The organism is Halomonas sp. 113, assembly GCF_904067645.1.
Classification (GTDB): domain Bacteria; phylum Pseudomonadota; class Gammaproteobacteria; order Pseudomonadales; family Halomonadaceae; genus Vreelandella; species Vreelandella titanicae.
In genome coordinates this window covers 1497926-1519790 of sequence record NZ_LR881453.1, presented here as the reverse complement: position 1 = coordinate 1519790, position 21865 = coordinate 1497926, and the positions used below count along the sequence as shown (strand labels likewise).

At 56.3% G+C, this 21865-nt stretch carries 15 protein-coding genes; 5 read left to right on the top strand and 10 right to left on the bottom strand.

Annotated features, from left to right (window positions below):
* The first annotated feature begins 45 nt into the window (after positions 1–45).
* Positions 46–1293, top strand: coding sequence for a pyridoxal phosphate-dependent aminotransferase (locus tag YERSI8AC_RS07275; RefSeq protein WP_022520410.1), 1248 nt, complete (start codon positions 46–48; stop codon positions 1291–1293).
* A gap of 95 nt (positions 1294–1388) precedes the next feature.
* Entirely contained in the window at positions 1389–2294 is a 906-nt protein-coding gene (gene htpX / locus YERSI8AC_RS07270) for a protease HtpX (protein WP_159176441.1), read from the top strand.
* 69 nt (positions 2295–2363) lie between these two features.
* On the opposite strand, the gene pdxB is transcribed toward htpX, so the two are convergent.
* On the bottom strand, positions 2364–3527 hold the full coding sequence (gene pdxB, locus YERSI8AC_RS07265) for a 4-phosphoerythronate dehydrogenase PdxB (protein ID WP_159176440.1): 1164 nt from the start codon (positions 3525–3527) through the stop codon (positions 2364–2366).
* A 98-nt stretch (positions 3528–3625) separates the two neighbouring features.
* Between pdxB and YERSI8AC_RS07260 the strand changes: the two genes are divergently transcribed.
* Positions 3626–3907 carry a hypothetical protein gene (locus tag YERSI8AC_RS07260; protein ID WP_035577715.1) on the top strand — a complete coding sequence of 94 codons (282 nt, stop codon included), beginning with the start codon at positions 3626–3628 and terminating at the stop codon, positions 3905–3907.
* Between the two features lie 22 nt (positions 3908–3929).
* Here the strand turns inward: YERSI8AC_RS07260 and YERSI8AC_RS07255 are convergent, their stop codons facing one another.
* Positions 3930–4265 (bottom strand): glutaredoxin family protein, encoded by a 336-nt coding sequence (locus tag YERSI8AC_RS07255; RefSeq protein ID WP_159176439.1) that lies wholly within the window; start codon positions 4263–4265, stop codon positions 3930–3932.
* Between the two features lie 12 nt (positions 4266–4277).
* The gene (gene rlmKL, locus YERSI8AC_RS07250; RefSeq protein ID WP_159176438.1) at positions 4278–6515 is read right to left on the bottom strand and encodes a bifunctional 23S rRNA (guanine(2069)-N(7))-methyltransferase RlmK/23S rRNA (guanine(2445)-N(2))-methyltransferase RlmL; all 2238 of its coding nucleotides are present in this window, start codon (positions 6513–6515) and stop codon (positions 4278–4280) included.
* Positions 6516–6866: 351 nt separating this feature from the next.
* On the opposite strand from rlmKL, the gene rmf reads away from it, so the two are divergent.
* Complete coding sequence (gene rmf / locus YERSI8AC_RS07245; RefSeq protein WP_007111057.1) at positions 6867–7076, top strand: ribosome modulation factor; 210 nt, start codon at positions 6867–6869, stop codon at positions 7074–7076.
* A 124-nt stretch (positions 7077–7200) separates the two neighbouring features.
* Here the strand turns inward: rmf and YERSI8AC_RS07240 are convergent, their stop codons facing one another.
* The 5 genes from YERSI8AC_RS07240 to YERSI8AC_RS07220 form a co-directional block, all read right to left on the bottom strand.
* The gene (locus YERSI8AC_RS07240; RefSeq protein WP_022520416.1) at positions 7201–8217 is read right to left on the bottom strand and encodes a quinone-dependent dihydroorotate dehydrogenase; all 1017 of its coding nucleotides are present in this window, start codon (positions 8215–8217) and stop codon (positions 7201–7203) included.
* A gap of 106 nt (positions 8218–8323) precedes the next feature.
* Entirely contained in the window at positions 8324–13147 is a 4824-nt protein-coding gene (locus YERSI8AC_RS07235; protein WP_159176437.1) for an NAD-glutamate dehydrogenase, read from the bottom strand.
* A 158-nt stretch (positions 13148–13305) separates the two neighbouring features.
* The gene (gene trmA / locus YERSI8AC_RS07230; RefSeq protein WP_041158130.1) at positions 13306–14430 is read right to left on the bottom strand and encodes a tRNA (uridine(54)-C5)-methyltransferase TrmA; all 1125 of its coding nucleotides are present in this window, start codon (positions 14428–14430) and stop codon (positions 13306–13308) included.
* Between the two features lie 46 nt (positions 14431–14476).
* On the bottom strand, positions 14477–15313 hold the full coding sequence (locus YERSI8AC_RS07225; RefSeq protein WP_159176436.1) for a glutamate racemase: 837 nt from the start codon (positions 15311–15313) through the stop codon (positions 14477–14479).
* A gap of 102 nt (positions 15314–15415) precedes the next feature.
* The gene (locus tag YERSI8AC_RS07220; RefSeq protein WP_159176435.1) at positions 15416–15961 is read right to left on the bottom strand and encodes a hemerythrin domain-containing protein; all 546 of its coding nucleotides are present in this window, start codon (positions 15959–15961) and stop codon (positions 15416–15418) included.
* A 226-nt stretch (positions 15962–16187) separates the two neighbouring features.
* On the opposite strand from YERSI8AC_RS07220, the gene YERSI8AC_RS07215 reads away from it, so the two are divergent.
* The gene (locus YERSI8AC_RS07215; protein WP_159176434.1) at positions 16188–17522 is read left to right on the top strand and encodes a replication-associated recombination protein A; all 1335 of its coding nucleotides are present in this window, start codon (positions 16188–16190) and stop codon (positions 17520–17522) included.
* Positions 17523–17618: 96 nt separating this feature from the next.
* Here YERSI8AC_RS07215 and lolA read toward each other — a convergent pair whose 3' ends face one another.
* Together lolA and YERSI8AC_RS07205 are read right to left on the bottom strand one after the other, a co-directional pair.
* Positions 17619–18284, bottom strand: coding sequence for an outer membrane lipoprotein chaperone LolA (gene lolA / locus YERSI8AC_RS07210; RefSeq protein WP_159176433.1), 666 nt, complete (start codon positions 18282–18284; stop codon positions 17619–17621).
* A gap of 191 nt (positions 18285–18475) precedes the next feature.
* A complete protein-coding gene (locus tag YERSI8AC_RS07205) occupies positions 18476–21736 on the bottom strand; it encodes a DNA translocase FtsK (RefSeq protein ID WP_159176432.1) in 3261 nt (1086 codons plus the stop codon).
* Positions 21737–21865: the final 129 nt, after the last annotated feature.

The window sequence follows — 21865 nt, the reverse complement described above, 5'->3', positions numbered from 1 at the left end:
TTTTGGACACTTTTGGGCCTCTAGCTACTTTTGGACAGACACCTCATGGATACCCCGCAGTCGCACGAATCACAACCGTTAAAGAAATCTCATAAGCTGCACAATGTCTGCTACGACATTCGCGGCCCGGTACTCGACCACGCCAAGCGCTTGGAAGAGGAAGGTCAACGAATTCTCAAGCTAAACATTGGCAACCCTGCGCCCTTTGGTTTTGAGGCGCCGGAAGAGATTCTCCAGGATGTGATGCGCAACCTGCCCACGGCCCAGGGCTACTGCGACTCCAAAGGCCTCTACTCTGCCCGTAAAGCGATTATGCAGGAGTGCCAGCGCAAACAGATTCCCGGCGTAGGTATCGAAGATATCTTCATCGGCAACGGCGTCTCTGAGCTGATCGTGATGACCATGCAGGCGCTGCTCAACGACGGCGATGAAGTACTCATTCCCGCGCCGGACTACCCGCTCTGGACCGCCGCCGCCCACCTTTCCGGTGGTCACGCGGTGCACTACCTATGCGACGAGCAGGCGGACTGGACGCCTGACACAGCGGATATTCGCGCCAAGATCACCAGCCACACACGTGCCATTGTGCTGATCAACCCCAACAACCCCACCGGCGCGGTGTATCCACCCGCCGTGGTGAAAGAGGTATTGGCGATCGCCAAACAGCACAACCTGGTGGTGTTCTCAGACGAAATCTACGACAAGATCCTTTATGACGGCGTCGAACATACTGCCACGGGCGCACTAGCGGACGATGACCAACTGGTCATCACCATGAACGGTCTCTCCAAAAGCTATCGCTGTGCAGGCTTTCGCTCGGGCTGGATGACTATCTCCGGCACCTTGGCCAAGCTAAACGCTCAGGACTATATCCAGGGGCTGAATATGCTGGCCTCTATGCGACTGTGTGCCAACGTACCCGCCCAGCACGCGATTCAAACCGCGCTGGGGGGCTACCAGTCGATCAATGATTTAATCCTGCCCGGCGGGCGGCTGTTGGCCCAGCGAGACATCACGGTGGAGAAACTGAACGCAATCCCCGGCGTCTCCTGCGTAAAACCTAAAGGCGCGCTGTACGCCTTTCCACGGCTCGACCCCAAGGTCTTCAATATCAAAGACGACCAGCAGATGGTGCTGGATCTGCTGCTACAGGAAAAAATCTTACTGGTACAAGGCACGGCCTTTAACTGGCCAGAGCCGGATCATGTGCGCATCGTAACGCTGCCCTGGGCCGACCAATTAGGCGATGCACTCGACCGTTTTGCCAACTTCTTGTCACGCTATCGGCAGTAGCTTTTGTAGCCATGACTTGAAACTGCCATGAACAGCACGTATCTAAGCCATTAATCTAGTAATGCTTCGATGAACTTTAGGGGAGAACCTGCACCATGATGCGAATTCTGCTGTTTTTAGGCACCAATATAGCGGTCTTGCTGGTCGCCAGCATTACCCTGCGCCTGCTAGGCGTAGAGGGTTACCTGCGCGGCCAGGGCATCAACTTCACCAGCCTGCTGATTTTCTGCTTTATTTTCGGTATGGCGGGCTCCATTATCTCGCTGTTTATCTCCAAATGGATGGCTAAACGCAGCACCGGCACGGTGATTATCGAAACGCCCTCCAACTCTACCGAACAGTGGCTGTTGGACACAGTGGCTGAGCTCTCCCGCGAGGCGGGTATCAAAACCCCGGAAGTGGGTATTTTCCCGGCTCAGCAGTCAAACGCCTTTGCCACGGGTTGGAACAAAGACGATGCGCTGGTAGCCGTCTCGGCAGGCTTAATGAATCGCATGCGTCCAGAAGAGGTGCGTGCAGTACTGGCTCACGAAATTGGTCACGTCGCTAACGGTGATATGGTAACGCTGGCGCTGATTCAGGGCGTGGTGAACACCTTTGTGATGTTCTTTGCCCGGGTCGTGGCGCATCTAGTCGATAACTTCCTGCGCAGCCGCAGCGATGGCGGTGGTGGTCTGGGCTTTATGGGCTACTTCGCGGTAGTCATGGTCGCGGAGATTGTGTTTGGGCTTTTGGCCTCGGCAATCGTTGCCTGGTTCTCCCGCTACCGCGAATACCGTGCAGACGAAGCAGGTGCGCGCTTAGCGGGCACCAACGCCATGGTGAGTGCCCTGGCGCGCCTGAAAACCGAAACTGAAATGCCCGATCAAATGCCCGATACGCTGCGCGCCATGGCCATCACCAAAGGCCAAACGCGCTCGCTGGTGGAGAAAATGTTTGCCAGCCATCCGCCGTTGGATGAGCGTATTCGCGCACTGAAAGAAGCCGCTTATCGTCAGTAAGTTTTTCAGTAGCTCCATACCTTTAAGGCCCGCATATGCGGGCCTTACTGTTTTTCACTACTTTTTTCACTACTTAGCTAGTGTTACTACAAACCCTGCCCCACGCAGCATGCCCTCTAGCGCTACCGCCTCCCCTGATAGCTGCACATTGAGCGTGGCGAATTCACGCCGCAGCGGGTAGTTGGTGCGGCAGTCATCAAAGCCTTTACGCATTCCATGATTCAGGGTTTGGCGCTGGAGAGCATCGTGGTCACGACGCACGTCATATACCGCTCTCATACAGAGCCTTAGAGCGTCTTCAGGAGGCAGTGCGTGCTGTAACTGCAGAGACGCCAGCGCGGGCGGCGGGCAAATATCAGCAAACGTGAGACCGCTTGGCTGCCCGCAGGAGCGGGCTAGCGCCTGCTCAATCATCCAGGTGCCGCGCAGCTTGCCATCCAGGCTATGCCCGGCAATATGCGGCGTTGCCAGAGAGACCAAATCACGCAAGCCAGCGTCAATATCGGGCTCTTCCTCCCACACATCCAGTATGGCACTGATATCGCCCTTGCCCGCAAGACGACTCCGCAGCGTTAAACCATCCACACAGTCCCCACGCCCCGCATTCAGCACTACGCTACCTGGCGCCAGCTCATCGATACGCTGGGCGTTGAGTAGCTGATAAGTCGCGTGCGGGCCTTCACGGGTTAGTGGTGTATGCAGGCAGAGCACGTCACAGCGCTCGATCAGGGCGTCCAAGGAGTGAAAGCCTTGCTCAGGCTCCTCTGCTGCCCTCTCTACAGCTGCCTTGGGCGGATCACAGGCCAGCGTTGCCACACCCATGGAGGTTAGCCGCGCCTGCAGCCGGCTGCCGACATTGCCCGCCCCCACAATACCCACGGTACGCTCGCTAAGTACCCAGCCATCACGTTCCGCCAGCGTTAGCAGGCTGCTCAGCACATAATCAACCACCGCTTCGGCATTGCAGCCTGGCGCACTGGCGAAGGCGATATCGCGCTGGGCAAGCGCTGCCTGATCGATATGATCCGTGCCGATGGTGCAAGTACCAATAAAGCGCACGGGGCTATCGGCAAGCAACTGATCGTTGACCTGGGTAATGGAGCGGACGATGAGCGCATCGGCGTCCTGAAGGTGGGCGGCGTTTATCTCCCGCCCTGGCACGCGGATGAGCTTACCGAAATGGCCGAAACAGCGTTCGGCAGCGGGGATATTGGCGTCGACGACAAGTTTCATAGGCGTTTGGGTATCCGGGCTTTACAATACGCCCGCGACGGCTTGATGGGCAGGCGTGTTTAAAGGCTATCTTTTAAAGGCTAAGTAAGGAGAGTGTTGTGATCGTACGCTGGGAAACCAACCATGACTATGTGTTGGTTCATATTCACCAGGATATGTTTGGTGACTGGATTTTCAGCCGCGCCTGGGGCCAAATCGGCACCCAGTTTGGGGGCCTGAAACATCAGCTAGCCGATACGCTGGACCAAGCCCATATGTGGCTGGAGGACGAGGCCACTATCCAGTCCTCACGGGGTTTTCGCAAGGTACTGGAAGTGGCCGACCATACGCCAGAAGGCCAGGAAGCCATGCGCCAGCTCTCACTGCTGGATGTGCTTTAGCCTGCCTCACTCTCCCCGGTTTTTAACCCAGAAAACGTCGCCCATCGCGCTTATGGGCGCCTTTAGGCGGCGTGGTGTCGGGTAGCGCAGTCAACCCTGCCAGCGCCGCTTCATCCAGCCAGCCGCGCTCGCGCAACCATGCACTTAATCGCTCCAGCTCAAAGCCACGATCCAGCTCATTGCCGTCACCATCCACCAGCACCGGTATCCGCACGCCGTAGCGCTCAACCAGGGCGTCGTCGTCGCTAATCTCGATGTGGTGCAGCCACACCTTTTGATTCGCTAGTGCCGCCACCAAAGCCTCTAACTGGCTGCATAGGTGGCAGCCCATCGTTGTGTAAAGCGATAGCTGAATCATGCAAAAGCTCTCTTATGACGCCTTATGACGAAGTAAAAACACGTGGTGCAGGTTGGTGCGCCGCTGGAAATCGGGGTCGAAGCTACGCCCGGTGATATCCTCAACAGCGTAATGCTCGCTAAGCGCTTCATCGAGTTTAAAGCGCCGCTGGTTATTAGAAAACACCAAGGTTCCACCGGGTGCCAAGCGCGCCATGGCGAGCTCCACAAGCCGCGGATGATCACGCTGCACGTCGAGGGTATCACGCATTTTCTTCGAGTTAGAGAACGTCGGCGGATCCATAAAGATCAGGTCAAACTCAGCATTGGCGGTTTCCAGCCAGCGGAAACAGTCGTCGCGCACCACTCGGTGCAGTCGTGTATCGAGCTTATTCAGCGCAAAGTTGTCCTTGGCCCACTCCAGGTAGGTGTTGGACATATCCACGCTCACACTGTCGCTGGCGCCGCCTAAGGCGGCCTGCACCGTTGCTGTGGCGGTGTAACAGAACAGGTTTAAAAAGCGCTTGCCGCTGGCCATTTCGCCCAGCATCCGACGTACCGGGCGGTGGTCAAGGAATAACCCGGTATCCAGGTAGTCGCGCAGATTGATCCAGAGCCGTGCCTTGCCCTCTTGCACCTCAAAACGCTCGCCACTAGCGGCACGCTTCTGATACTGGGCGCTGCCGGTTTGGCGCTCGCGGCGCTTGATATAGATTTTACTGGCGTCAACGTTAAGCGCCTCGGGCATGACTTCCAAGGCATCGTACAAACGCTTCTGCGCTTGAGCCGGATTGATCGAACTGGGCGCCGCGTACTCTTGCACGTGCACGCGGTCACCGTAGCGATCTACCGCTAGTGCATACTCGGGCATATCGGCATCATACACACGATAGCTGGTCTCACCACTCTGCTTCAGCCATTTCTTCAAGCGCTTCTGATTTTTGATCAGCCGATTGGCAAACATCTGGGCATTGTCTTGGTTTTTGTGAACAGCTTGCTCTTCGCTAGCCTCTTCACTAGGCGTCGCTACTGCACTGTTCTCGTTCTGAACGGGCTTTGTATCACTCGCGGCAGGCGGATGCTCGGTGCCACCAATCTCCATAAGCAGCAGCCTGGCCTCCAGGGGCCCGTTTTTGAGTGCGTACTGTTTGTGCGCACGCATACCCAGCCGGTGGCCTAAATCCGGGTTGCCGGTAAACACCGCCAGGGTCCAGCCGGGAAACAGCGCTTTGGCTTTATCACCTAGCTGGGCATAGAGACGCACCAGTTCGGGCAGCTCGCCCAGCCGCTCGCCGTAAGGGGGATTGGTGATCAGCAGGCCGCTCTCAGCAGTCAGTGTTTCGGGACGCGTCAACTGGGCAAGGCTCTGCCCATGCAGGGTAATCAAGGCTGGGATGCCTGCCCGCATAGCATTGGACTTCGCCGCCGTAAGCGCCGCGGGACTCTGGTCGAAACCTAATAGCTGGGCTTTGCAGCGCTTGCGACCAATCGACGCGCGCGCTTCGGCTTCACGCTTCTGTTCCCGCCACGCTTCGTCATCGTGCCCTGCCCAGCCGTGAAAGCCGAACCGCTCGCGGTTCAGGTTAGGTGCTTGATCAGCGGCCATCATGGCGGCTTCGATCAGTAGCGTGCCTGCACCACAAAGCGGATCAATCAGCGGTTCACCGACTTTGAGGCGCTCAGGCCAGCCTGCGCGCACCAGCAGCGCGGCGGCCAGATTCTCTTTTAGCGGCGCATGGCCCACATCCCGGCGATAACCGCGACGGTGCAGGCTTTCACCAGAGAGATCCAACCCAATAGTCAGGTTCATCCGGTGGAGGTGGGCGTATATGCGCAAATGTGGGGTTTTAGTATCAACGTTGGGACGTTCCTGCCCTGCCAGTTGAAGGGCATCAACTACGCCGTCCTTAACGGTCTGGGCACCAAAACGGGTGTGGCGAATATGTTCGCTGCGGCCGTGAAAATCGACTGCCAAGGTGTTACCCGGCGCTAGGTGCTGCGTCCAGGCAATACGGGCAACCACATCGCGCACTTGCTCAGCGGTATCGATCATCGATTCGCGTACCAGGGTCAAAATGACCCGGTTAGCTAACCGAGACCACAGGCAGACACGATAAGCGATCGCTTGGCTGGCAGTGAAATAGACGCCCGCCACAGTGGTTTTACCCGGCGTGGCGCCCAATGCCACTAGTTCATCGTGAAGCAAGCCTTCAATGCCTTTCGGGCAAGTGGCTAGCAGACTCAAGGGGGCGTTTTGATTCAACTCGGTCATGATAATAACGGCGCGTAAAGGCGCAATATTCCTGTATATAGCAAATGAGTTTACGTTTTATGACAATTTAGTAGTCGACAGATGACCCCATCATGGTCTAACAATAAGAGAGTAGCTACTGAAAAACGCATGCGTTTCTTGTCAGGGTCGGTTCAAGACCAGACCTATGGCGTATAAGTGTTCTTTGTAAGAGATTGCCGCTCGGCTCGTTCCGCCCGTGAGTGCCAAACAACAGGGCTGAAGCGGCGTCTCGCTCTTGAAGCAAGCTCTCGGAATAGTGGTTGTTGTTGATAACATAAGTCGATAACACCCTATTTCTTATCAAAGGCTTTCGTGAAAAGAGGTTAGCCAATGAAACGGCAAAAACGTGATCGCTTCCAGCGGGCTTATGTCCACGGCTACAAAGCGGGTGTATCGGGTCGTTCTCGTGACGACTGTCCCAGTCAAGATATCAATTTACGCGAATACTGGATGAGCGGTTGGCGTGAAGGTCGCGGCGACCAGTGGGATGGGATGACCGGCATCTCGGGCATCCACAAAAATCCCTTAGTCATGGCCTAACGTTTTATTTTTCAAGGTTTTAATAGAAAGATTTTAAGCGAGAGGTTTTCAATGAGCCCACTTTTTCAAGTGGGCTTTTTAGTGCGCCTTTATGCCCACACTGCTTCGCTAATCATCTTCGCGCTCAACCTTTAGCTTTCAGTGCCCTCGCGCATTCACCGACCAGTTTAGGACCTTGATAGATCAACCCCGAGTAGAGTTGCACTAAATCAGCTCCCGCCGCGATTTTGGCCTGAGCAGCAGCAGCACTATCGATCCCACCGACACCTATGATAGGTAACGATGGTAGATGCTCACGCAGTTGGCGAATGACGCGATTGGATGCCTCGAAGACCGGTTTCCCAGAGAGCCCTCCAGCCTCCTCCGCTTGTGAGTCACCCTCTACCCCCGCGCGGGAAACCGTTGTATTGGTGGCAATCACGCCATCAAGTGCATTGCGCTGAATACTTTCTGCCATCAAGGCTACTTCTTCAGCGCTCATATCCGGGGCTATCTTAATCAGCAATGGTACGTTGCGGCCCGTTTGGTCATTGAGCTCTGAGGCTCGTGCTCGAATCGGCCCCAACAGCGCATCCAGCTGTTCGCCGAACTGTAGGCTGCGCAGCCCAGGGGTATTCGGTGAAGAGACGTTAACGGCAATGTAATCCGCATAAGAGTGCACCGCGTCTAAGCATACCAAGTAGTCATCCAGCGCGTGTTCTACTGACGTCGTCAGGTTTTTACCAATATTAATGCCCACAATGCCGCCGTAGTGGCGCTGTTTGACCTGCTGGATCAGGTGCTCAACCCCTTTGTTGTTAAAGCCAAAGCGGTTGATGATCGCCTCATGCTGCGCTAAGCGAAATAGCCGAGGCTTAGGATTGCCTGGCTGCGGCTTAGGCGTGACGGTACCCACTTCGACAAACCCAAACCCCAACGCGCCAAGGGCATCCAGGTGGTCGGCGTTCTTGTCCAACCCAGCGGCAAGACCCACCCGATTGGCAAATCGCAGCCCCATCAGCTCGATAGGATCATTCACCTGCTGACCAAACAGGCGTGCTACCCCACCCACCCGATGCAGTGCATCCAGAGCGCTCAAGGCCATCCCGTGAGAGGTCTCTGGGTCAACGCGAAAAAACAGCGAGCGAGCGAGGTTGTACATAGCGGATCTCTTGAAGCGGAGGCTGAAAACGGGCATCAGTATAACGCAATAAAGCGCGCCCTGGTGGAGAACCAGGGCGCGCTTTTTTAAGTGGATTAGGGTACGTCTACGCTTCGCTATCGCTCTCGGCAAGATCTACCAGCTCGCGTACCGCCACGGCGAAGAGCGCAAAGCCTCCTTCACTGCCACCGCGCACCTCTTCAATAAGGCGGCACCAGCGGCGATGCAGATCGGCGTGCTGATCCAACCACTGCGCAACCCGCTCTTGGGTATCGCGGCTGCCGGCGTCGAGCTTCAACACGCTGGTGGTCAGTGCCAGCTGCTGACGCTCAATGTCGTCGCGGAAAGTCTCACGAGCCTGAGCCTGCCAGGCGTCGCGCACTTCCAGCTGGGTTACCTGCTGAATCATCCACGGTAGCTCCAGGCGGCTGCCAATTTCGTACAGCACTTCCGCCACCCGCTGGGGTTTTTCATTGGTCAGGCGCGCCGCCTGGATAATACCCAGCCCCGCATAAAGGCTTGATGACGCCGCCACGCTGGATGCCAGTGCATCTGGCACACCCGCCTCCAACAACTCGTCACGACGCGAGTTCCAGCCGCCAAGCTCTTCACCACTGAGTAGCTCACCAATACCTTCCTGCAACTGCGCCAAGCGAGGAGCGAAGTACTCAATGGTATCTTGTGTCGAAAGCCCTAAGTGCTGACGCACAAACCAGCGCGTGGCACGGCGGATCAAGCGCATCAGGTCAAGCATCATCGAGTACTGAATGCGGTTGGGCACCTGATTATCGAGGGCTTCAATTTGCGCCCATAGACTGGGCAAGTTAAAGCTATCACGGGCCACGATGTAGGCTCGCGCAATATCGGCACGTCCCGCTCCAGTGGAGTCCATCAGGCGGCGTACAAAGACGACCCCCATATGATCGACCAAGTCGTTGGCGACCTGTGTCGCAACGATTTCACGCTTCAGACGGTGCTCGTACATTTCGTCTTTAAAGCGCTCGACCAGCACTGATGGGAACAGCCGCTCCAGGTGGCGGTGAATATATTGATCGTCCGGTACGTCAGAGGTGATCAAGTCGCCTTTCAGGGTGCTCTTGGCGTAGGAGATCAGTACCGACAGCTCCGGCAGGCGCATCCCTTGATTGTTGCTGGCCCGCTCTTTGAGCACATCATCGGTAGGCAGGAATTCCAGCTCGCGGTCAATCTGTCCGGCAGCCTCCAGCTCGCTGATAAAACGGCGGTAAGGGCCCATTGACTGGTCGGAAAGGGTAGCCGATAGATCCAGCGCCTGACTTTGGCGGTAATTATCCAGGATCACCAGATCCGCCACCTCATTGGTCATTTCCGCCAACAGCTGATTGCGCTGTTTCTCGGTCATGTCGCCGCGCTTGACCACTTCATCGATCAAAATCTTGATATTGACCTCGTGGTCGGAGCAGTTCACCCCACCGGCGTTGTCAATAAAGTCAGTGTAAACGCGCACGCCTTTGGCGGCGGCTTCCATTCGTCCGCGCTGGGTCAAGCCGAGATTACCGCCCTCGCCGACCACACGGCAATTCAGGTCATTGCCGTTGATGCGCAGGGTGTCGTTGGCTTTATCGCCCACATCGGCATCGGTTTCGTCGGAACCCTTCACGTAGGTACCGATACCGCCGTTCCAGATCAAGTCCACCTTGGATTTGAGCATGGCGCGGATCAGTTCATTAGGCGACAGGCGCTCTTCCTTGATACCAAATACCTGCTGCATCTCCGGCGTGATGCTAATCGACTTGGCGCTACGGCTAAAGATGCCGCCCCCAGCAGAGATCAGTTCCTGGCTGTAGTCTTCCCAGCTGGAGCGTGGCAGTGCAAACAACCGCTTGCGCTCGGCAAAGGACGCCTCGGCGTCCGGGTTGGGGTCTACAAAGATATGCAGGTGGTTGAAGGCACCCACCAGTTGGATCTTGTCGGAAAGCAGCATGCCGTTGCCGAAGACATCTCCGGCCATATCGCCGATTCCCACCACGCTAAACAGGTCGCGCTGGGTGTCGAGATCCAGATTTTTGAAGTGGCGCTTAACTGATTCCCAGGCACCGCGAGCGGTGATGCCCATTTTCTTGTGGTCGTAGCCGTTAGCACCGCCAGAGGCAAAGGCATCACCCAGCCAGTGGCCATACTCAATGGAAATTTCGTTGGCGATATCTGAGAAGGTAGCGGTGCCTTTGTCGGCAGCTACCACGAGATAAGCGTCGTTCTCATCGTGGCGGACAACATTTTCCGGCGGCACAACATCGCCGCCCACCAGGTTATCAGTGACATCCAGCAGCGCACGGATAAAGATTTGGTAACAGGCAATGCCCTCTTTCTGGGCGACATCGCGACTGGCATTTTCCGGCATGCGTTTACAGACAAAACCGCCTTTAGCACCAACCGGTACGATAACGGCGTTCTTAACCTGCTGCGCTTTCACCAGCCCCAACACTTCGGTACGGTAATCTTCAAAGCGATCCGACCAGCGCAGGCCACCGCGGGCCACTTTGCCGCCACGCAGGTGAACACCTTCCACCCGCGGCGAGCAGACAAAAATTTCAAACATTGGTCGCGGCTTGGGCATGCCGGTAACCTTGGAAGGCTCCAACTTATAGGCGATGTAATCTTTAAAGCGCCCACCCTCAGCCAGTTGGTAGTAGTTGGTGCGTAGGGTGGCGAGGATCAGCTCCATAAAGCGGCGCAGTAGCTGGTCATCGTTAAGGCTGGCAACTCCTTCCAAGCGCTCATTTAAGCTCGCGATGCACTCGTCGGTGGCGTGGCTCTGCTGCTCAGGATCAAAACGCAGGCGGAATAATTCAACTAACTCACGGGTAATGGCAGGATAGTTGGCCAGCGTAGCAGCGATGTAATCCTGGGACATGCCGAAGCGGATCTGTTTGAGGTAGCGGGCGTAGCCGCGCAGCATGGCCACTTCGCGCCAATCCAGCCCAGCGCCGATAATCAGGCGGTTAAACGCATCGTTATCGGCCTCGCCGGTCCAGATGCGCTTGAAGGCTTCCGTGAATACATCACGCATATCGCCCAGGCTGACATCCGCACCGCTGTGCTCAAGCTCAAAATCGTGAATCCAGTAGCGCTGTTCAGGGGCGTTAATATCGTAGGGGCGTTCACCAATTACGCGCAGGCCAAGGTTTTCCATCATCGGCAGCACGTCAGAGAGCGGAATCTGCGATTCACGGTGGAACAGTTTCAGGTTAACGCCACCACCCTGTTCTTCTAGTGGCCGATAGAGCGACAGCGAGAGGTCGTTCTCGCTATCCAGTGTCAGCAGGTGCTGAACATCAAACACCGCGGTGCGCGCAGAGAAGTCTTCACGGTAGCTGGCCGAGAACGCCTCGCGGAACCGATCCATCAGGTTGTTGGCGCGCTCTTCACCGAAGCCTTCGATCATGGCGTTCTGCAGCTCGTCACGCCAGCTGCGCGCCAGCCGTGACACTTTGCTTTCCAAACGCTTGAGGTCATAGTCGCTGGGCGCGTCGCCATTAAAGCGTAAAATCAATTGAATACGCGCCAGCACCGACTCAGATAAATAGGTATTGAAGTCGCCAAAGTGGGCGTCTAACTCGTCGCACAACACGTTTTGAATCCGTTGACGCAGATCCGTGGAGAACACGTCCCGGGGGACAAACACCAGGCAAGAGTAGAACTTGCCGCTGATATCGGCGCGGATAAACAGCCGCACCTGGCGGCGCTCGCGAATATTGAGGATGCCCAGCGCAGTGCTGGCCAGTGACTCGGTATCGATCTGAAAAAGATCATCCCGGGGGTAAACTTCCAGCACCTGGAGCAATTGCTTGCCGTTGTGACCCTGGGGATTGAATCCGGCAATATCCATCACCGCTTTTAGCTTACGGCGCAGCAGCGGGATATTGCGTGGCGATTCGTTATACACCGTAGAGGTAAACAAACCAAAGAAGCGCCGCTCACCAATTACATTGCCGTCGTCGTCGTAGCGATCAACGGTAATGTAGTCAGGGTAGGTAGGACGGTGCACCCGAGAGTGATGGGCGCTTTTGGCAAACGATAGTAGCTGCGGCACCAGCACATAATCATTGTGCTCATCCACCCCCTCTTCGGTGCGAATACGCTCGCAGTAGCGCGGCTGATCCAGGCGGAAGACGCCCAGCACGCTATCTGCGTCGCGCTTTAACTCGCTGCCTTCCAGCAGGTACTCGTCGTAGCCCAGGAAAGTAAAGTTATCTTTGAGCATCCACTCTAAAAAGGCAATCGCCTCTTCGTGGTCGTCAGGATCGATCTGCGGCGGGCAGTTTTTCTCGAGTTCTTGAATCGAGGCGGTGATTTGCGAACACATGGCGTCGAAATCGCCCACAGCGGTACGTACATCGCGAAGCACGTCATTTAGGTTGCTTTCGATTTTCTCAAGCAACGCTACGTCGGTATGCCGGTCTACTTCGATGACAATTAGCGACTCGCGCGCTTCTGGCGCGTTTTCTGCCCTGGGCGAGGCCAGCGCCTGCAATTGATGGCGCTCATCACGGGCGACCGCCAGCACGGCGTTTTGAATGGCGTGCACCGTCAAGCCGCGGCGGTTGAGCTCGATACGCACCGAGTCGACCAAAAACGGCATATCTTCATGGAGAACGGCGACAAAAGTATGCGTCGACTGCCAGCCGTGCTCTTCAAAATCAGGGTTAAATACTCTTACCTTGGGACTTTGCGGGTCGTGATGCTGCAAAAACTGCCAGACCGACAGCGTTGCGCCATACAGATCGTCCAGGCGACGATCCACTAGGTCTTCCACCGGCACGGTGGCATAAAAGTGCCGAGCAAAAGCGTCCACAGTGGCGGCGCGAGCGGGGTCTAACCGCGCGTATAGCCGCTCCTGGAGCTGCTTCAAAAGATCTTGCCGACTCTCTTCAATCGCAACGTAGTGCATCCATCACCTCGACTGCCTAGGCCATTAAACGGCCAAAAAACGAAGGACAATAGGCCTTTAGGCCAACATAACGGCTAGCTTACGCTACCTATCGTCGCGTCCCTAATCACTTGACGTGTTGTTCATGGCACATACCGTTTACGCATTAGGTCGTATGCTTACTCGCCTGTCCGCCGCTTCAACAGCACTCCACACTCACAGTGGTCGGTAAACGGAAACTGGTCAAATAGCGCAAAGCGCTCTATCTCATGGGTGTTGGTCAGTATGGTCAAGTTTTCAGCTAACGTGGCTGGGTTGCATGAAATATAGACGATCTGAGCGTACTCGCTGAGTTGCTCACAGCTCTGCTCGTCTAAACCAGCACGGGGCGGGTCGACCAGCACGGTGGAAAAATCGTACTCTTCCAACGCCATTTCCGCCACGCGACGCCCGGCTTTTTCGCCCTTCAGCGCCAGCGAAAACTCCTCCGCTGACATACGACCAATCTGCGCGTTCGTTACCCTATTGGCTTCCAGGTTTACGTTGGCGCTAGCCACTGACGTGCGGGAAATTTCTGTGGCCAGCACGCGGCGGAAGTTATCCGCCAGGGCAATGGTAAAATTGCCATTACCGCAATAGAGTTCGACCAGATCTTTCTTCGCATTACTCTCCTGCTGGCCAGCGGTGACTTCTCGCGCCCAGCTAAGCATTTTCTGGCAGATATGCGCATTGGGTTGGGTAAAGCTGTTTTCGACCTGCTGGTAGTGCAGCGTGCGGCCATCCACCTCTAGCCGCTCCCATACGTGGTCTCGGGTAAGTACGATACGCTGCTTGCGGGAGCGGCCAATAATCATAATACCCAGCTCAGCCTCCAGAGCGCGGGCTTCGCGCTCCCACTCATCGCCTAACGGGCGGTGGTAAATCAGCGTTATCAGCGCCTCACCTGACAGCGTGGTTAGAAACTCTACCTGGAACAGCCGCCGACGCAGCTCATCACAGCGAAGGCAAGCTTCGCGTAGCTGCGGCATTAGCTGATTGATTCGCTCACTGGCGACTGCGTACTGATCTAACCGAATCACCCGCTTGTTCTTCGGATTCTCAGGGTCTACCTCGAACATGGCGTAGAAGAGGTCGTCCTCTTCGTGCCATATGCGAAACTCGCAGCGCTGACGGTAATAGCCTGGCGGCGATTCAAACACTTCTAATGCCGGTGGTTGAAAAGCGGCAAAGGTACTTTCCAGATAGTCGCGTTTGGCGGCTAGCTGCTCAGCGTAGCGTTCAGGTTCTACAACGGGGATAGCCAAGGCTGCTCCTTTGAATAATTCGATCAGCAATAGTAGTAAATAGTGCTCAGTCGCCCACATTAAGCAATTGGGACGCCTTAAACCCATAGCGGGCTAGACCAGCGGTCAGATTGGCAGCAGGGGCAGTGGTAAAGCAGCGGCCATCCTGCTGGTCGCTATATAGTTCATCGACGACTTGCGCCACCCGACGAGCAATCGCATCGCCGGAATCGATCCAGTGCACACTCTTCGGGGCAAGCTGAGAGAGCCAAGGCTTTAACAGTGGAAAATGGGTACAGCCCAGCACGACGGTATCTAGCTCTGGGGTGTCCAGCGGCTGATGATGAGAAGATAAAGAATGGACAGGCGAGAGAGGGGTAATAGCGTGCCACAAAGGCGCCAGGGCAGCCTGCATTCGTTCGGTGTTGGGCGTGATGCCTGCCAGGTACGCTTCCGCTTCCACGACCAAAGCATCTGCGGCGACACGAGTAATCACACAGTCGCTGGCAAAGCTATCAATCAAGCGCTGGGTGTAGGGCCGCCCTACCGTGGCTTTGGTGGCTAGCAGCCCAATATGGCGTGTCCGGCTAATCGCTGCGGCAGGCTTGATAGCAGGCACGGTGCCGACGACAGGAATCGCCAACTGCTCGCGCAAATTTTCCAACGCCAGGGTACTGGCGGTATTGCAGGCGACGACCAACACACTGGGATTACAGGCTGCCACCGCGGCGCGACACACCGCTACAATACGCTCGGTCAGGGCAGCGTCTTCGCGCAGCCCATAGGGTAACCAAGCATTATCACAGGCATAGCAGAGCGCAGCATCAGGGTAGTGTTGGCGCAGCGACTGCGCCACCGACAGGCCGCCGACACCGGAATCAAAAATTAGCATGGGGCCTTTCATGACTCTGCCTTTCATGGCTCTGCCTGAAAAAACGGAGCCGCTAGTTTAGCATGCTCCGTAATTTTATCGATTGCCGTTATGGGTGGCGGTTAGCCGTTAGCGCTATACCGCGGGCACGTCGGCCCCACGCAGCTCAGCGTAGAGTTCAGGGTAGGCTTGCTGCAGGCGCTCTAACTCCTGCTCCGCACCTTCAGGGAGCGCCTGACGAAGCTCTTCCATGTCGTCAGGGCTGAAGTGCTCATCAATCAGCGGGAAGAGCCCCTCCCGTTCGTGACGCAGGTAGGCACGGTGCGCTTCCAAATAGTCTTTCAAGTCATCGGCAAAACGATCCATCGGTAGGATGTTATCCATTAGGATCATATCGATATCATTGGAAAGACGCTGAAGGCGTGGCTTTAACTCACGATAGTCATTCGCCATCTGCTCGGTAAGCGCTAAGTGTTCCGGCGCCTGGGTTTGCAAACGTTCCACACAAACACGCTCCAGCGGCGCTGCAAAACCATCCATGTAGGACAAAATATAGTCGACAACCTCACGCATCAGCTGAAAGTTAGGACGCTCGCCCTGGACAAGGGTTTTCTGCTTGAGCTGCAGTACATGGAGTAGTCTCGCCATGTTGGCATGATCTAGACGCAGTTGGTTTAACATCGAACTGTCTCCTTTATTATGTCATGCCTACCGTCGAAGCCTTAATAATTGACGGCATGCGATCATAAGCGCGTGGGGTTATCATAAACAATGCCCCTCTAGCGTTATCCTAGCAAGTGTATCTTTCTGATAGGTTACGCCAAAGGTAGTTCGCCAAGACGCGATTTACCACCCACACTTGTTGGTAATTTGTTGCTCAACGTACTGATTTATAACGGAAGCTTACATGGATCTTTTTGATAGCGCTCAGGCGACACCGGCTGACGATGCTCCGTTAGCCTTTCGTATGCGGCCACGCCAACTGGACGATTACGTGGGCCAGCAAGCGCTGGTGGGGCCAGATAAACCCCTACGTCGCATGGCGGAGTCAGGCATTGTGCGCTCAATGATTTTATGGGGGCCGCCAGGGGTTGGCAAAACCACGCTGGCAGAGCTGTTGGCCCGAGCCTCCCAGGCCCATCTGGAGCACCTCAGCGCGGTGATGGCCGGAGTAAAAGAGATTCGCGCTGTGGTGGAGCGGGCCCAACAGATGTCCTCCACGGTTATCCTCTTTTTAGATGAGATTCATCGCCTCAACAAGAGCCAGCAGGACGCATTATTGCCCCACGTGGAGTCGGGCCTGTTAACGTTGATTGGTGCCACCACCGAAAACCCCTCCTTCGAAGTCAACTCGGCGTTGCTATCCCGTGCGCGGGTATATGTGCTGAAATCGCTTACCCATGAGGAACTGATCACGGTGATGCGCCAGGCACTCAGCGACGTAGAGCGAGGGCTGGGCAAGCGTGACATTCAGGTTGATGACGAAGTATTAACTGCTCTGGCCCACGCTAGCGCTGGCGACGCACGACGGGCGCTGGGATTACTGGAAACCGCTTGCGATTTCGCTACTCAGGAAGCAAACGGCGAAGTACTGCATAAAGAGGTACTCGCCGATGTGATCGGCCATCAGGCCAGCGCCTTCGATAAGCAGGGGGACGCTTATTATGATCTACTTTCGGCCATTCATAAGTCGATACGCTCTTCACGCCCTAACGCAGCATTGCTGTATATGGCCCGCTTTATGCAGGGCGGCGGTGACCCGTTGGACGTAGTGCGCAGACTGACCGCGATTGCCTCAGAAGACGTCGGCAATGCTGACCCTCGCGCGCTACCGCTGGTGATTGCCGCCTGGGATGCTTATTTACGCCTGGGCGATTACGAAGGCCAGCGGGCAATTGCCCACGCGGCAATTCATTTAGCAGTGGCGCCCAAGAGTAACCGCATTGACCGCGCCTGGAGTGAAGCCAAGCAGTACGTACGCCAGCAGCCCCAGGTTGAGGTACCGACGTACCTGCGCAACGCGCCCACTAAGCTGATGGAGCAGTTGGGTCATGGCGAAGGCTATCGCTATGCGCATAACGAACCAGACGGCTACCCGGCGGGCAGCGCCCACGACTGCTGGCCTGAAGAGCTACCTAAAGCCGACTTTTTCAAGCCGAGCGCCATCGGTCAGGAGAAGCGCTTTGGGGAAATAATGGCGTGGCGAGAAAATCTCGACCAGGAAGCAGATCAGGCGCCCTAAGGCGCCTGATGGTTAACACAGTGGCAGTCTACTAAACTAGGGGCACTCCAACCCTTCACCCCTCACTCCTCACGATTAACCCCTCACAATGCCCCCCTAAAGCTCTTCGCGAATGACATCGGTACCTTCAGGGATCTCAAAATCAAACATGTCCCGGGCGATATCGCCATTGAGGGTAATATTGCTAAAGGTAATCGCGGTGCGCTGGCCGGTACTGTCCATCATCCACAGCTCGGTTAGCGTATCGGCATCGAACACCATGCTTAGCTCTTCGAACAGCGTATCGGCCGAGATAGGTACTAGGGTAAAGACATCTTCTCCCCCGTCCTGCTCGTAGAAAACCTCATAGCTTTCGGTTAAATCGTCCACGCTTCCCGACAGCAGTAACGCAGGGGTATGGGTTACTCGATCGTCCATCTCTTGAACGGTGACTTGTTCAAGGTCGGGATCGTACATATACACATCATCGCCGTCAGAGACCACGGTTTGAGAGTAAGGCGCTTCCACTTCCCAACGCAGCATACCGGGGCGAGACAGCCACATCTCACCACGCGCGCTTTGGAGGCGCTCCCCGCTGCCATCAAGAATTTGCTGCTCAAAATCCGCTTGATAACGCTCAAGTGGATCCAGCCGTTCAGTCAAACGCTCGGCAGCATCATCTGCCCAAGCGGGAGCACCAAAGGTTAAACCCAAGGCACTTGCCGCAAATGCCAGTGGCGAAGCGCCCATTGCTGAAGTGCGTTTTGTTTGCGTATCGCGCATATGATCTCCCTAGGCAACCGTTGCCCGGTAACTGTTGCTCAAAACTGTTGCTTAAAAATCAAGCAGTGAGGTCGGCTTAACCGGCCATGGCTAACTCAAAAACGTAACAATCAGACGAGAAAAACGCCGCAGGGTTTCACCCGCGGCGCTACTTTCACGCTTATTGCATAATTGTGGCTTTCATCAAGCGGTTAGTGGCCCACCGGAGGCGGGGCAAGCACTTCCCGGGCACCGTTAGAGCCCATAGAGGTCACCACACCGGCGCCCTCCATGGCCTCAACTAAGCGAGCGGCCCGGTTATAGCCAATTTTAAAGCGACGCTGCACGGCGGAAATCGAGGCTTTGCGCGTTTCAGTGACAAACTGCACGGCTTCATCGTAGAGCGCATCCTGCTCCGCATCGTCGCCATCCCCCCCCTCAGCCTCAAGACCCGTTAAGGCATCGGCGGATACGCCACCAGAAAGGATCTCTTCGATATACTCGGGTGCTCCACGGCGCTTCCAGTCATCGACCACTCGGTGTACTTCGTCATCGTCCACAAAGGCACCGTGGATGCGGTTAGGTGGTCCGGAACCTGCAGGCAGATAGAGCATGTCACCATGCCCTAACAGACTTTCAGCGCCGCCCTGATCCAGAATGGTGCGCGAATCGATTCTGGATGAGACCTGAAACGCCATCCGCGAAGGGATGTTGGCTTTGATCAAGCCAGTCACAACATCCACCGAGGGGCGCTGGGTAGCCAGAATCAAATGGATACCTGCGGCGCGTGCCTTTTGCGCCAAGCGCGCAATCAGCTCTTCGACTTTTTTGCCGACGATCATAAACATATCGGCAAACTCGTCGATCACCACGACGATGTAGGGCAGTTTCTCCAGCACTGGATGCGGCTGATGCACTTCCCAGGGCTGCGGTTCCCAGAGCGGGTCTGCCACTTGGGCACCGGCGCGCTCCGCTTCATCCAAACGGCCATTGAAGCCCGCGATGTTGCGCACCCCCATGGCCGCCATGAGCTTGTAGCGGCGCTCCATCTCGGCCACGCACCAGCGCAGGCTGTTGGCCGCCTCTTTCATATCGGTGACCACGGGCGCCAGCAGATGGGGAATGCCGTCATATACCGACAGCTCCAACATTTTCGGGTCGACCATGATCAGCTTTAGCTCACTAGGCTTCGCTTTAAGCAGCATTGAGATCAGCATGGCGTTAACGCCCACCGACTTACCCGACCCGGTGGTACCGGCTACTAGCAAGTGGGGCATCTTGCCCAGGTTGGCGACCACTGGGCTGCCACCAATATCTTGGCCTAACGCCATGGTGAGTGGTGACGTCTCCTGCTGGTAACGGTCGGAGTCGATAACTTCGCGCAGGCGGATCATGGCCCGGTTGGGATTAGGTATTTCAATACCCACCGTGGGACGCCCTGGAATAACCTCGACCACTCGCACACTTTTCACCATCAGGGAGCGCGCCAGGTCTTTGGCAAGGTTACTGATTTTAGACACTTTGACGCCCGCGGCGGGCTTGATCTCAAAGCGGGTAATCACCGGCCCGGGCCAGGTATCCACCACTTCCGCTTTCACACCGTATTCGCGCAGCCGCACTTCAAGCAGCTCAGCCATATCAGCCAACTGCTCGTCACTATAATTGGGTTGATACGGCTCTGCAGGTGTCAACAGCTGCAAGCTCGGCACGTCGCCCTCAGGTTCGTCCAGAGTTTCAAAAGCAGGCCGCTGGCTCTGCAAATGCTCCACGGTCCACAGGGCGGGGCCTTCATCCGCCTCTGGCGTGCTCTCTTCGGGCGCGAAGCTGGGTTCTTGGCGAGCTGCTGGGGTGGGCGTGGACGGAGGAGTAGTCGTTGAGTGCGCTCCTCCATCGCGGCCTTGGGCATACAGCTCATCATCCATCTCTTCATCGTCCCACACCGGCTCAGGCACTACTTCCGCTACACGTTCAGGTTTACGTGCAGGCTCAGGCGCGGTGACGCGCTCAGGGCTCCAGGCAGCATCAGTGTCACCAATATGTGGCTCACCAACACGTGGTTCAGCTTGGCTGCTGCTGGGATCAGCGGTGAGTGATGGCTCACTGCGACGCTCAACGGGCGCGGCATGAACAGTCTCTTTCTCGGCGGGCGCCTCATCGCTGGCAAAGAAGTTACTCCTGGCAGGCGCCGGAGGCTCTTCTTGACGAGTAGCACGCAGCGGGAAGGAAGTCTCGGCTTCTTTGGGTTCATCACCGGGCGCAGGTGCTTGAGTCTCAGGCGCTGCTGACGTTACCTCAGCCTGGACAAAGGCATTTTCCCGCGGCGCTGAGGGTGCCGCTGCTCCCTCCTCTTCTGCCGTTTTAGTCGCTGGCGTCACTGACGGGGCTGCCCCAGGCGCTGAAACCGTCGGCTCCGCGGTAGGTGTCGAAGAGATAGGCGCGGGTGTTTTAGCAGGCACATGCTTATTACTTGAAAACGCTGCGGCCTCCCAGGGAATCGAAGTATCCGTGGTTTCGTTGCTATTTGAAGGACTCGCTTCTGACGCATTGCTCTCTGAAGAGCTGTTCGCCTCACGACTGGAAAGTGGTACAGAGAAGCCTGGCTCACGGCGTTCGCGGCCACTGGGGCTGTTGCCTATTGGCTCTGCCGCAGGCTTTATCTCAGCGGGTGCAGCTTCAGGTTTAGCTTCTTGAGACTGCGCTTCAGGCGCTGCTTGAGGCTTGGCCGCAGTTTTGGCAGTTTTAGCAGCCGCTCGCTGAGCAGCGCGCATACGACGCGCTTGGCGACGTGCCGATAACCAGCTACCCAGCCGACATATACGCTTGCCGAGCTCATCAGCCACTTGCAGCCACGACATACCACTAAACAGCGGAAAGCCGCTTAAAATTAACGCCGCAGCGATTAAACCAACGCCACCACTTCCCACTAAAGGCCTTAACGCACCGACCAAACCTTCGCCCAAAATACCGCCTGAGGCATAGGGCAGCATGCTATCAGGGTGATAAAAGTGCAGCGCCCCCAACATGGTAGTACCGAAAATAAGTAGCACTAAGCCACCCGCATGGACAGCAATTGCCACGGGGTCGAGTTCAAAACGTACCTGGCGTGAGCGAATCAGCCACCAAGCGGCAAAGCCGAACATACCCGGCCACCACAAAGCGCTGGCGCCAAGCAGTGAGTAGAGAACATCGGCCAGCCAAGCGCCAACCTGCCCCATCCAGTTACCCACATCTGTCTCAGGGCCCTGATAAGACCAGCCTGGGTCAGAGGGTTGGTAACTAAATAGCGCTAATAATAAGAAAACACACAGCGCCAGCAGGATCACCACTACGCCTTCGCGCACGGAGCCTTGTAAGCGCAGGCCAAAACGACGAGCCTTATCCTTTGCGGCGTTAACGCGCGCAGCTGAAGCCGATGATGGTGTTTGACGCGCGCTACGCTGCGTTCGCTTGTTTACTGCTTTATTCACTTTCAAGCGACTCTCCCTTTACACCTCAATGGCGTCTTTAATCCACTTGCGAGTTTGCATGATACCGAGCATCCTTCCGCCGTCACAGAGGCTATCGTAAAGCGCTCAGTACAAGAACGTCGTAACAGGAGCAAG

What these genes read in the sequence shown, in the direction of transcription:
- YERSI8AC_RS07275 (WP_022520410.1), top strand. Translation starts at nt 46, where the DNA reads ATGGATACCCCGCAGTCGCACGAATCACAACCGTTAAAGAAATCTCAT.
- htpX (WP_159176441.1), top strand. Translation starts at nt 1,389, where the DNA reads ATGATGCGAATTCTGCTGTTTTTAGGCACCAATATAGCGGTCTTGCTG.
- pdxB (WP_159176440.1), bottom strand. Translation starts at nt 3,527, where the DNA reads ATGAAACTTGTCGTCGACGCCAATATCCCCGCTGCCGAACGCTGTTTC.
- YERSI8AC_RS07255 (WP_159176439.1), bottom strand. Translation starts at nt 4,265, where the DNA reads ATGATTCAGCTATCGCTTTACACAACGATGGGCTGCCACCTATGCAGC.
- rlmKL (WP_159176438.1), bottom strand. Translation starts at nt 6,515, where the DNA reads ATGACCGAGTTGAATCAAAACGCCCCCTTGAGTCTGCTAGCCACTTGC.
- rmf (WP_007111057.1), top strand. Translation starts at nt 6,867, where the DNA reads ATGAAACGGCAAAAACGTGATCGCTTCCAGCGGGCTTATGTCCACGGC.
- YERSI8AC_RS07240 (WP_022520416.1), bottom strand. Translation starts at nt 8,217, where the DNA reads ATGTACAACCTCGCTCGCTCGCTGTTTTTTCGCGTTGACCCAGAGACC.
- YERSI8AC_RS07235 (WP_159176437.1), bottom strand. Translation starts at nt 13,147, where the DNA reads ATGCACTACGTTGCGATTGAAGAGAGTCGGCAAGATCTTTTGAAGCAG.
- YERSI8AC_RS07225 (WP_159176436.1), bottom strand. Translation starts at nt 15,313, where the DNA reads ATGAAAGGCCCCATGCTAATTTTTGATTCCGGTGTCGGCGGCCTGTCG.
- YERSI8AC_RS07220 (WP_159176435.1), bottom strand. Translation starts at nt 15,961, where the DNA reads ATGTTAAACCAACTGCGTCTAGATCATGCCAACATGGCGAGACTACTC.
- YERSI8AC_RS07215 (WP_159176434.1), top strand. Translation starts at nt 16,188, where the DNA reads ATGGATCTTTTTGATAGCGCTCAGGCGACACCGGCTGACGATGCTCCG.
- lolA (WP_159176433.1), bottom strand. Translation starts at nt 18,284, where the DNA reads ATGCGCGATACGCAAACAAAACGCACTTCAGCAATGGGCGCTTCGCCA.